The sequence below is a fragment of the Chryseobacterium oranimense genome, assembly GCF_900129755.1.
Lineage (GTDB): Bacteria > Bacteroidota > Bacteroidia > Flavobacteriales > Weeksellaceae > Chryseobacterium > Chryseobacterium oranimense.
This window is the reverse complement of sequence record NZ_FQWT01000002.1, coordinates 337,893-352,355: the sequence shown is the minus strand read 5'-3', so window position 1 is coordinate 352,355 and position 14,463 is coordinate 337,893. Positions and strand designations below refer to the sequence as shown.

The window sequence follows — 14,463 nt, the reverse complement described above, 5'->3', positions numbered from 1 at the left end:
TTTATAATGGGCAGAACGTAAGGTGAATGTTAGTAAAAAGTGGGATTCAAAAATAGAAAAATTTCAATAAGTAATCTCCATTAAGATGAAAATGTTTTTATGTATGATTGATAAAAGGTGAATAAAAAAAGACTGTCGGTTACGACAGTCTTTTTTGGGATGTGAAGAATAGCTTATTCTTTATTTTTTACCAATATCCATCCTGAATATTTGGTTTCAGTACTGTTTTTATCGTTCTCGTTCCATGAGATTGTATACCAGTAAGTTCCGGTAGGAATCTTCTTGCCGGAAGCAGTTCCGTCCCACTTATAGTCTCTCATTTTATTAGCTTCGTAAAGCTTGTTTCCGTATCTGTCATAAACAATAAATACAAGATTTTTCTTATAAGCCAGAGCTGAATAGTCGATCTCGTCATTTACCTTATCTCCGTTTGGAGTGATGGCATTAATCAGGTTCGGTACAGTAACTGTGATCTGTACTGGAGTACAGTCATAAGAATCCTTCAGGAAGATTTTGTTTTCTCCTCTAGGAAGTCCGCTGAATGTATTTGTTGTTTGCCAGTTGGTACCGTCAATAGAATACATGTATGGTGGAGTTCCTCCTGAAGCATTCACTGTGATCGTATTGTTGCTGATGTCTACGCTGGCGATTACCGGTTGTGAAGATGCGTAAACTGTGACAGTCTGAAGCGTGAAGCATTTTCCTGTTTTCAGTTTTACCCAGTAAATTCCTATTCCTGCATTGTTGATAGATTGTGTAGTATCACCTGTGCTCCATTCGTATCCGTCAAATCCAGGTCCGGCATCCAATGTTGTTTTATCTTCAGCACAGATTGTTTTATCTTTCAGGACTGCAGATTTTACAGGAGGAAGAACTTTTAACGTGATCTTGGCAATATCATAACACTGATTGGCGCTGGTTACTCTTACATAAACTTCAGTGCTTGAAGTGATATAAGCAGTCTGAGGAGTGATTGGATTGGTTTCTGCCTGGGCATCATTTAATGTTTTGTAGAATGCCTTTGTTTGCCCTGCTACTGCTCCTACGTCAGCTTGTGTCAGGTCAAACTTAGCCTGCGTAACATCATTTTCAATATAGCACTCTTCCATTACCGCATCTTTCAATGTGACTACCGGATGAAATGATAATGTAATAGCTGCTGTAGCTGTACATCCGAATGCGGAAATTACTTTAACATATACTATTTTCTCAGGTGAAATATAGGCGGTAGGGTTGGTAATCTCATTGGTATCAGCATTCAGGTCAGCCAGGGTAGGATAGTATTTTTTCGTAACCGTTCCGGTAAATACATCTGCTGTGGTCAGATCAAATTTTCCTGTGCCCTCGCTGTTGTTGTTACATGCAAAAATAGTTGCATTTTTAGCTGTGATGCTGGCATTTACAAATTTAAATTTACCACTGATGAAACATTTGTTGATAACGCTATTCGGGTTGTCAGGGTCAAAATATCGGATTCTGTAGTAATAAGTTGTTGTCCCATTCACAGTAGCAATGGTAAGTGGGTCTTCTCCTGTGATAACATCATTGACGTTGTCATGGTAGGTAACCTGGAAATTAGGATTGTTACCATTAATAATGCCAGGTGTAAGAGTGGCAAAGTTAAACTGTGAAGGAAGTCCGCATACCATAACCGTTGAAGGATCATCAGGGTTAGCTCCCGGGATACCAGGTGGCAGGAATGGGTTAGGTGCCAGAACAGGATCGTTAAATGCTGAACTCAGGGTAGCGGTACCACCCCATGTCATTTTAAATCCGTCAGGAGAACTTCTGAAATTGTCTACAACCAGATAATAAGTTTCTCCGGCTTGTACCTGCATATAAGGGCTCCATTCCGCTGAGTTTCCGGCATTTCCGTTCGTGTTGGGAGGTGGAGGTGGAGGTAAAGTAAGGGTAAGTCCGGTGTTTCCGGTTGGTGTACTTCCGTTATAGTTACATCTGAGTGGAGTTACAAAAACGTTATTCCCCGTCTGTAAAGAAGAACATCCATTGCTGGTAGGTCCATATACTGCGAAATCATAGTCATCGGAATCAACATTGGGGTCAATAACGAATGTTAGAGTTCCGGGTGTTGCAACAGTAAAAGTATACCATACTGAGAAGTTTTCGCTTCTTCCCAGACATCCGTTTGTTGACAGGTTCTCCGCAATATTTCCATGTCCTGAAGGGGTGTATGAGAGCTCAGAATTTCCGCAGAGAGGGATTGCCGTGACACAATCAGACTGCGCATAGAAAATCTGTGCTATAAATAAGATTAAAAGAAGTAATGTTTTTTTCATGTTTAAAATGATTTTTGTGAAACAAGATTTGAGTAAATAAGTTATCAGCATTTATGTTAAAAAAACCGCCCCGGAGAGCGGTTTTTGTTTTGATAAGAAATATTATTCTCTGTTTTTTACCATTACCCATCCTGAGAACTTGAATGGAGTGTTCTTTTTATCATTTTCATTCCATGTTACAGAATACCAGTAGGTTCCTGTAGGAACTTTTTTACCGGCTACCGTTCCGTCCCACTTGAATCCGTTGGTTTTATCGGCCTGGTGGATTTTTGTTCCGTATCTGTCGAAAATACTCAATACAAGACTTTGCTTTCCTGATAATGCTGAGTAGTCTATCACGTCATTTATGCCATCTCCGTTTGGAGTAATCACATTAATAAGGTTAGGAACTACAACTGTTATATCAATAGGTTCACAGTCGTAAGCATCTTTTACATATACTGTATGATCTCCTCTTGAAACATTGGTGAATACGTTGGAATCCTGCCAGTTAATATTATCCATAGAATATTTGTATGCAGGAGTTCCTCCGATAACATTTACGGTTATAGAAGTGTTGGCAATATCAATGCTTGAAACAACAGGCTGCTCGGAAGCGTACACTTTTACATTTTGTAAGGTAATACAGTCTCCGGTCTTTAATTTCACCCAATAGGTTCCTACACCTACGTTAGTAATAGACTGGGTTGTAGCTCCTGTGCTCCATTCGTATCCGTTGAATCCCGGACCTGCATCCAGTGTCGTTTTATCTTCAACACAGATAATTTTATCCTGAAGCACAGTTGAATATACCGGAGAAAGTACAGTTAATGTTACTTTTGCGATTGAATAACATCCCTGTGCATTAAATACTTTTACATAGATCACTCCTGATGGTGCAGTGTAAGCAAGGAAGCTTAGAATTTCATTCGTTCCGTTTACTGCATCTGTTAAAGAAGGATAATATTTTTTAGTAGCTCCTGTTAAAGTCGTTACTGTAGCATTGCTTAGGTTGAATGTTCCCAGTGAAGGGTTGCTTTCAAGGAAGCAAGATCTTAAAGAAGCATCAGTTACCGGTACCAGTGGGTGGAATTTAAGGGTAATTTCAGCTGTTGCCGTACATCCGAATTCATTGGTTGCTTTGACAAATATTTTTCCCTGAGCTGAAACAAACTGATATATAGCAGGACTTGTAATCTCATTGGTCCCTGCGTTCAGGTCAAACATTGTAGGATAATACTTTAACGTATGGGTTGGTCCCGCTCCTATAGCGGCTGTAGTAAGATCAAACATTGCTGTACCCGCACCGTCATTGCTACAGCTGGTAAGCGTAGCATTATTTAAAGTAAAACTGCCGTCCCTGAATTTAAATTTCCCTGTAATAAAACAACCGTTCATAGGGTTTGTTGGGTTCGCGGGGTCCTGATATACAATTCTATAATAGTAAACTTGTGTAAGGCTCACTATTTCTGACGTAACAGGATTTCCTCCTGTGATAGCGTCATTGGTATTTTTATGATAAGTTACTTTAAAATTTGCACTGTTACCATTAACAATTCCTGCACTTAATGAGGCAAAATTAAATGGTGTAGCAAGTGAACATACCGTCACTTCATTCGGATCGGCAGGGTTTGCAGCAGGGAGTCCCGGAGTAACAAATGGATATGGTGCCAAAGAAGGATCGTTGAATGCGGAACTTAAACTTGCAGTACCTGTCCATGTCAGTGAGAATCCGTTTGCAGAACTTCTGTAGTTATCCACAACGAGATAATATGTTTCTCCAGCCTGTACTACTAGGTAAGGGCTCCATTCGTCTTGGTTTCCTGCACTTCCGTTTGTGTTTGGAGGTGGAGGTGGAGGTATAGTTAATGACAAACCTGTATTCCCCTGAGAACTACCTGTACCCCAGAAGTTACATCTAACTGGTGTTACAAAAATGTTACTGGTATTCAAAGAAGTACAGCCGTTTGTAGTAGGACCATAAACAGCGAAATCATAGTCATCAGTATCAACGTTAGGATTAATTGTAAATGCAAGTGTACCTGAAGTTGATGCCGTAAAGCTATACCATACCGAAAAGTGCTCATTTTCAGTGTCACTCAGGCATGAATTGACACCGATGCCTTCCAGAACATTTCCCGGTCCTGATGGTGTATAAGAGATATCCGAGTTTCCGCAGATAGATATTGCACTAATACAATCTGATTGGGCATATAGGATGCGTGAGCAGATGATTAGAAAAACGAGTAATGCTTTTTTCATAAAGGGGGATTTAAAAAAGACAAATATAAAAAATTATTAAAGTTAAATTAAAGTTTTTGTGATATATTTAATAGAAATGGGATATTATTGTTTAATAATTCATTTTTCTCAGCTTGGGATTTGTACCTGCCACAAGAAGAGCTACCAATACCGTCATACTTCCCCCGAAGACTACAGACCGTACTACGCCTAGTAATTTTGCCATCAGGCCGCTCTCAAACTGCCCCATTTCATTACTGGACATGATAAATATGGAGTTAACACTTAGTACACGTCCGCGGATATGATCAGGTGTTTTCAGCTGTACAATAGTTCCCCTGATGACCACCGAAATGCCATCAAGCATTCCACTCATAACAAGGAACATAAAGGATAGCCAGTAAAGTTTGGATAGGCCGAAACCAATAATGCAGAGCCCAAAACCGGCAACCACAATAAGAAGGATTTTCCCCTGGTTTTTTCTTAACGGAACAAGTGCCAGCAAAGTGATAATACACATGGAACCTATATCGGAAGCTGCATTCAGAAGACCGAAACCTTCCGCTCCTGCATCTAAAATATCAGTGGCAAATACCGGAATCATGGCAACGGCTCCTCCAAAAAGAACGGCAAACATATCCAGGCATAGTGCCCCTAAAATCTCTTTTGTTTTAAAAATATATGAAATTCCTTCACGCATGCTTTCCACAACATTCACATTCTCCTTTTTGTATTCAGAATGCTGCTGTTTTAGCTGCCAGAAAAATAATGATGCGACAAATATTAAAGAAATGATCACAACGAGGGTCCATTTTACCCCGAAATAGCCTATGAGAAGCCCTCCTACAGCATGTCCGCATACGGAAGAAATCAGGAAGGTGGCCTGGTTCAGGGTTACCGCATTCGGAAGGTTTTCCTTCTTTACAATCTTTGGAATCATAGAAGGAACAATAGGCCCGATGAAAGCCCGGGCAATTCCTGTGAAAAAGATAACACCATATATGAAATAAGTGATTTCATGACCATTAAAGTGCATTTCTACATTGAAAAATGCAGGAATCAGAAGTAGGCCGATCAGGAAAATATAAGCATAATTACAGATCAGCAACAGCCGTTTTTTTTCATTCATGTCAATAACATGGCCGGCGTATAAAGCACAGCTTACCGCAGGAATAACTTCTGAAAGCCCGATAAGGCCAATTGAAAAAGGATCTTTTGTTAACTGATACACCCACCATCCTAGTAAAGTTGCGAGCATTCTGAAGGCTAAAACAATAAAAAATCTTCCCGTAAGAAGATTCCTGAATTCAACATTTTGCAATGTTTTTAACGGTGTAAAGGAAATCATGCACAAAAATAGCCCTAAATATTCATTTAAGGCTGTCAATATATTGGTTTTTTAAATGATAAATCAAATAAGTCCCGAAAGATAAAATCTATTTTAGTCTGCTCTCAATGCACTGATCACAATAGCTGCAACACCCGCTGCTCCAATTACAGTTGCACCTGCTGTTACTCTGGCTTTAGATCTGTCTTTTACAGCAGCTACATTAGATTTAGGAATAATTACCTCTGCACTATCCTTTTTGCCTGCAGTTCCGATGAGGTTGTCGCCGTCAATATTTCGGAATAGCATTTTCTTTTTCGGAGAACCATCTTTCATGGTAACAACATACATTTTTCCAGCCTGTAAATTAGAATAATTGTTTTTTGAAATATCCTCGCTGTATTTTGTGGTGGCACATGATGAAATGACAAATAAAGATGTTAGTAAAGATGATTTTAAAAGTACAGATGCTCTCATTATTATTTTTTATTTTTTCAAATTTATAATTTTTTTCGAATATATGTTTTTGGAATTGAAAAAATATCTTTAAAGTTTGTAAATTTCTAATTGATCCGCAATTTTTCTATCATTCGCAAGTCTTGGGATTTTATTTTGGCCTCCCAGCTTTCCCTGTGATTTGGCATACTCATGGAAAGCGTTCTTTTTCAGGGTTGTAATGATAAGAGGCTGAAGAATGTTTCCTGTAATAAGATCATCATAATAAGTATTTCTTGCACGCAGCTGGCGATCCAGTTCCTCCCTGAATAACTCTAAATCCTCCGGTTTTTTTTCAAATTCTATCAGCCATTCATGATAAGGAAGCCCTTCTGACGGATTTACCTGCGGGGCAAGGTGAAATTCTGTAATTTGAGCTGCATGTTTTTCCAGTGTGGCTTTCATGGCTTCTTCCACTTCGAAGGCAATTACGTGCTCTCCGAAAGCAGAGGTGAAATGCTTTGTTCTTCCGCTTACCAGAATTCTGTACGGATCCTTATCAATAAACCTTACGACATCACCTATTGAATAGGCCCACAATCCGGAATTCGTAGTAAGAATCAGTGCGTAGTCCTTATTAAGTTCCACATCTTTTAAAGTGAGCCTCCGGGCGTCAGGTTTTCCATATTCTTCCAAAGGGATGAATTCATAAAATATCCCGTGATCCGTTAAAAGAAGCAATCCTTCTTTCGTATAATCATCCTGAAAAGCAAAAAAGCCTTCAGAAGCGGGAAAAGTCTGTATAATATCAACCTTTCCGCCAAGAAGATCATTCATTTTATCACGGTAAGGTTCATAGTTGACCCCTCCGGTAACAAGAAGCTGCAGGTTAGGGAAAAGCTGTTTGATCTTCTTTCCGTGTTTTTCTGTAAGCTTTTCAAAATACATCACCAGCCATGGTGGGATTCCGGAAATCAGGGTCATGTTTTCATGTTCCGTTTCCTCGATAATCTTATCTACCTTGGCTTCCCAATCTTCCATCATATTGGTTTCCCAGCTTGGTAAACGGTTTTTTTGAAGATATTTAGGAATATGGTGTGCTACAATTCCTGAAAGCCGGCCTGTTTTTATGCCGAAATTTTCCTGTAATTCAGGGCTTCCCTGCAGGAAGATCATTTTTCCGTTTACAAAATCTGCATTGTTTTTCCGGGCGATATAATGGAATAATGCACTTTGTGCTCCTGCCACCTGAAACGGCATTCCTTCTTTAGAAATAGGAATGTATTTTGAGCCTGAAGTGGTTCCTGAAGTTTTAGCAAAATATTCAGGAGTTTCGGTCCAGAGAATATTCGCTTGTCCCTTTTTTACTCTTTCAATGTAAGGTTTCAGATCCTCATAGTCAGAAACAGGTACTTTGTTTTGGAAATCCTCTATAGAATGAATGTTTTCAAAATCATGCTCCCTTCCAAAAAGAGTTTTCTGAGCTGTTTTAACTAAAGACAGCAAAAGAGCCTCCTGATTTCTCACTGAGTTTTTTTTGAATTCCCCTGTTTTCTGAACATGTTTTTTTGCCCAGGCCAGTGCTACATTTTTCTTGAAGAAATTTAACATGCCTCAAATTTATAAATAAGTACAGAATATAAAATTATTTTTCAACAGGATATGCCACAAAAAAACCGGTGAATGAGTTCACCGGTTCTCGAAATTTGATTATGAAAATAACAACTATATGTTAAAGTTTACTTGTTTACTTTGTACCTCTTATCTGGAGTGCCGTCTTTTTTAAGGTGTTTGTTTTCTTTGTACCTTTTGTCCGGTGTTCCGTCCTTTTTCATTTTAGCTGCAGGTTTTGTAGTGTTTACTGCAGGAGCTTTTACTGTTTTTGCAGTAGTTTGATGAGGGGCTGCAGAGGTAGCCGGAGCAGTTTGCTGTGCGGTTGCAAATCCTAGTCCTAGGGCCAGAGACATTGCTGTTAAAAATTTTTTCATGAGAGTACTGTTTGTTTTTCTTGAGTAAAGGTATACAAAAAACAGGCTGAAAAATCAGTAATTTCAATCCTTAACTAAAGTTTATTACTGCTTAAAAAAAACTTAAACTCAGTCTGTTAAAATAAGAAAAGCCTGCTCCATTGAAGAGGCAGACTTTCATTATAAGTATGAATAGTTGATTTAACGTGTACAGTTGGCTGTCCATGTTTTACCATCCTTCATGTATAGAATTTTCAATTCATTATTGTCAATTCTGATGTAAGATGTGGCGCTTGAGCCAACCATTACAAGAGTGTGGTCACCCTGCTGTTGAAATTCCACTCCGTTAAGATCCGGAATGCCGTTCGAAAACGCAAAATTATATTTTGTGCCGCTGGCGATCTTAGTTACAAATACACTTCCGTTATCTGTACTGTTGTTGGTAGATCCGTCATTATACGAGATGCTTCCCTTATAGGTTCCCGCAAAAAAATCATTGTTTACAGGATCATCATCACTGCTGCACGATGCAAAAGATAATGCGGCAACAAATACCAGCATAAAAATTCCTAAAGTTCTGATTGCTTTTTTCATAATCTTATTTTTTTAAAAAGTTTGATAAGGTGGAATTTTCAAACACCATGCCATGCCGGATTATTGGTATTTTTTTAACTTTTAATTAAATAAATTGGTAAAAAATTAAGATTTGGGTATGTAAATGTGGTATTAGCTTGTATTTTCTGCAATCTCCTGTTTGTGAGGAAAGAAAAAAATATCCTTATCTTTGTTATCAGATAAACGGTTTCGGAAACTTCCGAAATCGCTTTTGTCGTTCATATTACTACTATTTTATGCAGCTAAAACCTATTCACGAAAAATTCCTTCCCGACCTGCTTCAGAAAGAATTTGGAAAAGAAATCTTCACCCAGTTGGAAAAAAGCCAGCATATTTCCGTAAAGGGAAGCGCTGGATCTTCGGTTTCCATTTTTGTTGCTGAACTTTTTTTAACACAGAAGAAGACTGTCCTTTATCTGGTAGATGATAAAGAAGATGCGCTGTATGCCAATACGGAGATGGAAGATCTGTTGGGAAAAGATAAAGTGCTTTATTTTCCGGCAACCCATCTTGAACCTTACCAGGTAGAAAAAACCCAGAATGCCAATCTTGTGCTTCGTACGGAAGTTTTAAATAAGATCAATTCCGGAAAAGCTCCTAAAGTGATTGTAGCCTACACCGGTGCATTGTCTGAAAAGGTATTGAAAAAGGAAGATTTTAAAGCAATCTCTCATCATATAAAAGTTGGCGATCAGCTGGATTTTGATTTTGTGGACGAGCTGCTGAACCACTACAGTTTTCAGCAGGCAGATTTTGTATCTGAGCCGGGAGAGTTTTCTGTAAGGGGAGGAATAGTTGATGTGTTTTCATACTCTAACGAGAAACCTTACCGGATTACCTTCTTTGGAAATGAGGTGGAAAATATCAAAACATTTGATATTGAAACGCAGCTTTCCATAGATAAAGTAAAGGATTTTCAACTGGTTTCCAATATGAATTTTTCGGTAACGGGGACACGGGTTTCATTACTACAGCTGCTGCCTAATGAAAGTTTTGTGGTTTCCAGAAATGGAGCTGTCGGAATGCAGAAAATCAGAACTTTTTATGAAAAATCATTAGAAAAATATGATACCTTAAATAAAGATATTGCCCACAGAACACCGCAGGAACTCTTTATTTCAGATCAGGATTTTCTGTTTGACATTAAGAAATTTAAAACTATTGATTTTGCCAGTATTCCTATTGAAGGTCTTAAAGAAACCACAGAAATAAAGCTGGAACAGCTTCCGCAGCCTTCTTTTCATAAAAATTTTGAGCTGCTGATAGAAAATATTGAAGAAAAGCAGGCGGAAGGCTTCGATACCTGGATCTCTTTTTCTACCGAAAAGCAAAAAGAGAGACTCGAGTCCATATTTGAAGAACTGGAACATGAACTTCCTTTTAAAAGCTTCAAATCTGAACTGCATGAAGGGTTTGTAGATAACGGACACAAAATTCTGGTCTATACGGATCACCAGATCTTTGACCGTTATCAGAGGTATAAAGCAAAAAATACCTTTGCAAAATCCGAGCAGCTTACCCTGAAAGACCTGATGTCACTGAAAGTCGGGGATTACATTGCCCACATTGATCATGGAATAGGGAAATTCATGGGACTTGTAAAGGTGAATAACGACGGGAAGATACAGGAATGTTTTAAGCTGACATACAAAAACGGCGACTTATTATATGTAAGTATCCACTCACTTCATAAGATTTCAAAATATAACGGTCCTGACGGAAAAGAAATTGTCCTGAGTAAACTTGGTTCCCCCGCATGGAAATCTCTGAAGCAGAAAACAAAAGCTAAAGTAAAGCAGATCGCCTTCGACCTGATCAGGCTGTATGCGGAAAGGAAAACAGCAAAAGGTTTTGCCTATACACCGGATTCCTATCTTCAGAATGAACTTGAAGCCAGTTTTATCTATGAAGATACTCCAGACCAGGAAAAAGCTACGATTGATGTAAAACGGGACATGGAAGCAGATACGGTAATGGACAGGCTGGTTTGCGGTGACGTTGGTTTTGGAAAAACGGAAGTGGCTATCCGGGCTGCATTTAAAGCTGCAACAGACGGAAAACAGGTGGCTGTATTGGTTCCTACAACTATTCTTGCGTTTCAGCATTACAGAAGTTTTAAGGAAAGACTAAAGGATTTTCCCGTTAATGTTTCTTATGTGAACAGATTCAGAACAGCCAAACAGAAAGCGGAAGCATTGGAGGGACTGAAAAATGGAAAAGTAGATATTATTATCGGAACGCACCAGTTGGTAGGCAGTTCCGTTAAGTTTAAAGATCTTGGGCTTCTGATCATCGATGAAGAGCATAAATTCGGAGTCTCTGTAAAAGATAAACTGAAAACACTGAAAAATAATGTAGACACTCTCACCCTGACGGCTACTCCTATCCCAAGGACACTTCAGTTTTCCCTGATGGCTGCAAGGGATCTTTCGGTTATAAAAACTCCGCCGCCGAACAGGCAGCCTGTTGATACACAGCTGATCGGGTTTAATGAAGAGATCTTAAGAGATGCCGTGTCTTATGAATTACAGAGAGACGGGCAGGTGTATTTCATCAACAACAGGATTGAAAACCTTAAGGATATTGCCGGACTTATCCAGAGACTTGTCCCGGATGCCAGGGTCATTACCGGGCATGGACAAATGGAGGGTAAACAGCTCGAAAAAAATGTCCTTGATTTTATGGAAGGCAAATATGATGTTCTTGTTTCTACAACAATCGTCGAAAGTGGCGTGGATGTACCTAATGCCAATACCATATTCATTAATGATGCCCAAAGGTTCGGGATGGCAGATCTTCACCAGATGAGAGGAAGAGTGGGGCGAAGTAACAGAAAGGCTTTCTGCTACCTTATTACACCTCCGTATGATATGATGACTTCCGACGCCAGAAAAAGGCTTGAGGCTATTGAGCAGTTTTCTGATCTTGGAAGCGGGTTTCAGATTGCGATGAAAGACCTTGAGATCCGGGGTGCAGGAGATCTTCTTGGGGCGGAACAAAGCGGATTTATCAATGAAATGGGGTTTGAAACTTACCAGAAGCTGATGCAGGAAGCTTTGGAAGAATTAAAAGATGATGCAGATTTTGAAAACCTTTTCGATAATGAAGAAGACAGGCAGAAACTGTTCAAATCTGTAAAAGATGTTAATATTGATACTGATCTCGAGCTGATGCTTCCGGACTTCTATATTTCCAATACAGAGGAAAGATTATTGTTATACCAGAAAATTGCAGAGATTGATAACGAAAAGGATCTCTATCAGTTTGAACTTGAGCTGATCGACCGTTTCGGAGCGTTGCCGAAAGAAGCGGTAAATCTGTTGAAAAGCGTTGCATTGAAATGGCTGGCTGCTGAAATAGGTTTTGAAAAGATTGTTATGAAAAATGGTGTGTTTCTGGGGTATTTCCCTGCAAATCCTCAGGATAAGTTTTATCAGACAGACAGGTTCAGGCATATCATCAGATATTTAACACAGAATCCTGCAGAAGCCCAGCTTAAAGAAAAGATTGGAAAGGAAGGAAATCTGCTGATGATGAGAAAAGAAAAGGTGAAAAATGTGGATGAGGTTAATGTACTTTTGAAGACGATTATCGGACATCAATAAGAAGAAAAATAATTTGTTTTAATAACTAAAAAATAAAAAAGGCTTTAAAATTTACTTTTTAAAGCCTTTTTCTGTTGAAAAAAATATGATTTTTACCCATGATTAATATGAATGACTATGGATTGGCAGGCATTTGAAAATCACAATATGATGAGAAAAAATAATCTTGTACCGGCGGCTGGGATTGAGTTCGGGAGATCCCGGTCTTTTGAAGCAGATTAAAAAAGAATGTTTTGTAGTAATAATTCTACTTTTTTGTGCATTAAATTCTACAACATAATCGCTTTATTCATACGGATTTACGGGCTTGTAAATGGTTTTTTATGATTTAAATTCATACCTTTGCAACCCTTATTATGAAAAAAATTATCTATTGTTGCGCAGCCGGGCTTTTATCGCTCTGTGCCAACGCGCAGGTGGGAATTGGGACAAGCTCTCCCAAATCCACTCTCGATGTCAACGGGAAAATTACCTTAAGAAAAGAACTTAGAGTAGGCGGTACATCCGACCAAACCGGAGATGCAGGGCTGAACGGCCAGGTTTTGGTTTCACAGGGAGAAGGGTTACCTCCTGTCTGGAAATCGTTGAATATTTCCTTTATGGAAGAAGGACAGTACAAATTGATCAATTCGTATCTGTCATCGGATCAAGCAGGTATTACGACACTTTCAAACGGTATTGCGGCAGACAATGTTTATAAAAACAATGTTGGAGATGATATTACAGATACATCGAAAGGAAAGTGGTCGAAAATTGCCGGACTTGAAAACAATTTTGTTATTAAAAACGGGAGAAACAGACTTACGTACCAGTTTCAGACCGGAATAGAGATGAAGGCTCCGGATGCAACAGTTTCCGAGTCTGTTACCTTTACCTGCGGCGTTTTCAGAAACGGAAGATTGGTAGCGGTACGTCCTGATAAGGTTGTTTCGAATAACAATACAGAGAAATCAGGTATCCAGGATTATATTTTCACGCTTAATTATACGGAACAGAACGTTCCTGTAGGTGCTCAAAAACTTGAGGTGGCGTGCAGAAAGATCAATACATCAAATCTGAACTCGCAGTTTGCAGTTGGGCGTAACGTATCCGATGTGAATACGGTTTCCAATGCATTTACCCTTGAATCTGTCATGAAGATAGATGTTATTGAATACGTTACTTATAAAAGCAATTAATTAATGAAAAATATTATTTCGATCCTGTCTCTTGTGGCAGGACTGTCTCTTTCTGCCCAGGTGGGAATCAACACGGACTCGCCAAAAGCAAAACTGGACGTTAATGGTGATGTCAATCTTAGAAATAAAGTGGTTGTTCAGAATGTTGTAGACAATACTTTATCCCAGGGTAATAACGATCAGATCCTTGTTTCTCAGGGAGAAGGATATCCTCCGATCTGGAAATCACTCCGTATTCCTGAATATGAACCGAATAAATTCTATCTGATATTCAACAACTCTTTCTCGGATAAAACGGGTGTGAAATTTACAAGCAGTGAACAGTCAAGCATTACTGCTAAAAATACTGCTTTTATTAAAGGAGCGGACATCTCCAGCCTTCCGGGGTTTAAGAAAATTGCAGGTCTGTCTCAGCCTATCAGTGTGTTCAGCACCGACAGTAAGACGTATTTCCAGTTTGAAACAGTGGTACAGGCTAATCTTCCCGTGAACGGTACACCGGATATCTCCATAGATTATGCATGCGGTATTTTTGTAGATAACAAACTGGTTAACCTCAGACAGAGAAATTTAAAGGCAAGTAGTGCGGCAAGTACTTTTATTACCCATAACCAGATCGGGATGGTGGCCAATCTTTCCAAAGGACAGCATGATGTAAGTGTTGCCTGCTCAAGACTGGGTTCCTACAGGACGACAAGTGATGTTGTACTGGCTATAGGAATCAATGCAGATACCAATATCAACAGTTTTATTACCCAGTCTTCCCTGAAGGTTGATGTATACGAAATCCCTCAGGTGTTTAACCCTATTATAAATTAA

10 protein-coding genes are annotated in these 14,463 nt (G+C 39.1%); 3 read left to right on the top strand and 7 right to left on the bottom strand.

What is annotated here, in order from left to right; genetic code table 11:
* Positions 1–173: 173 nt before the first annotated feature.
* From BUB03_RS08135 to BUB03_RS08105, 7 genes are all read right to left on the bottom strand, one after another.
* Positions 174–2,297: a T9SS type B sorting domain-containing protein gene (locus BUB03_RS08135; protein WP_073061847.1), complete on the bottom strand. Its 2,124-nt coding sequence runs from the start codon at positions 2,295–2,297 to the stop codon at positions 174–176.
* A gap of 102 nt (positions 2,298–2,399) precedes the next feature.
* Positions 2,400–4,538: a T9SS type B sorting domain-containing protein gene (locus BUB03_RS08130; RefSeq protein ID WP_073061844.1), complete on the bottom strand. Its 2,139-nt coding sequence runs from the start codon at positions 4,536–4,538 to the stop codon at positions 2,400–2,402.
* A 91-nt stretch (positions 4,539–4,629) separates the two neighbouring features.
* Positions 4,630–5,865, bottom strand: coding sequence for an MFS transporter (locus tag BUB03_RS08125; protein ID WP_040993412.1), 1,236 nt, complete (start codon positions 5,863–5,865; stop codon positions 4,630–4,632).
* Positions 5,866–5,958: 93 nt separating this feature from the next.
* Positions 5,959–6,321 (bottom strand): hypothetical protein, encoded by a 363-nt coding sequence (locus BUB03_RS08120; RefSeq protein ID WP_040993413.1) that lies wholly within the window; start codon positions 6,319–6,321, stop codon positions 5,959–5,961.
* A 69-nt stretch (positions 6,322–6,390) separates the two neighbouring features.
* Entirely contained in the window at positions 6,391–7,890 is a 1,500-nt protein-coding gene (locus BUB03_RS08115; protein ID WP_073061842.1) for a GH3 auxin-responsive promoter family protein, read from the bottom strand.
* 128 nt (positions 7,891–8,018) lie between these two features.
* Entirely contained in the window at positions 8,019–8,267 is a 249-nt protein-coding gene (locus tag BUB03_RS08110) for a hypothetical protein (RefSeq protein WP_073061840.1), read from the bottom strand.
* Between the two features lie 180 nt (positions 8,268–8,447).
* Positions 8,448–8,840 (bottom strand): hypothetical protein, encoded by a 393-nt coding sequence (locus tag BUB03_RS08105; RefSeq protein ID WP_040993416.1) that lies wholly within the window; start codon positions 8,838–8,840, stop codon positions 8,448–8,450.
* A 257-nt stretch (positions 8,841–9,097) separates the two neighbouring features.
* Between BUB03_RS08105 and mfd the strand changes: the two genes are divergently transcribed.
* From mfd to BUB03_RS08090, 3 genes are all read left to right on the top strand, one after another.
* A complete protein-coding gene (gene mfd, locus BUB03_RS08100) occupies positions 9,098–12,466 on the top strand; it encodes a transcription-repair coupling factor (protein WP_073061837.1) in 3,369 nt (1,122 codons plus the stop codon).
* Positions 12,467–12,822: 356 nt separating this feature from the next.
* The gene (locus BUB03_RS08095; protein ID WP_073061835.1) at positions 12,823–13,644 is read left to right on the top strand and encodes a hypothetical protein; all 822 of its coding nucleotides are present in this window, start codon (positions 12,823–12,825) and stop codon (positions 13,642–13,644) included.
* A 3-nt stretch (positions 13,645–13,647) separates the two neighbouring features.
* Positions 13,648–14,463: a hypothetical protein gene (locus BUB03_RS08090; RefSeq protein WP_073061832.1), complete on the top strand. Its 816-nt coding sequence runs from the start codon at positions 13,648–13,650 to the stop codon at positions 14,461–14,463.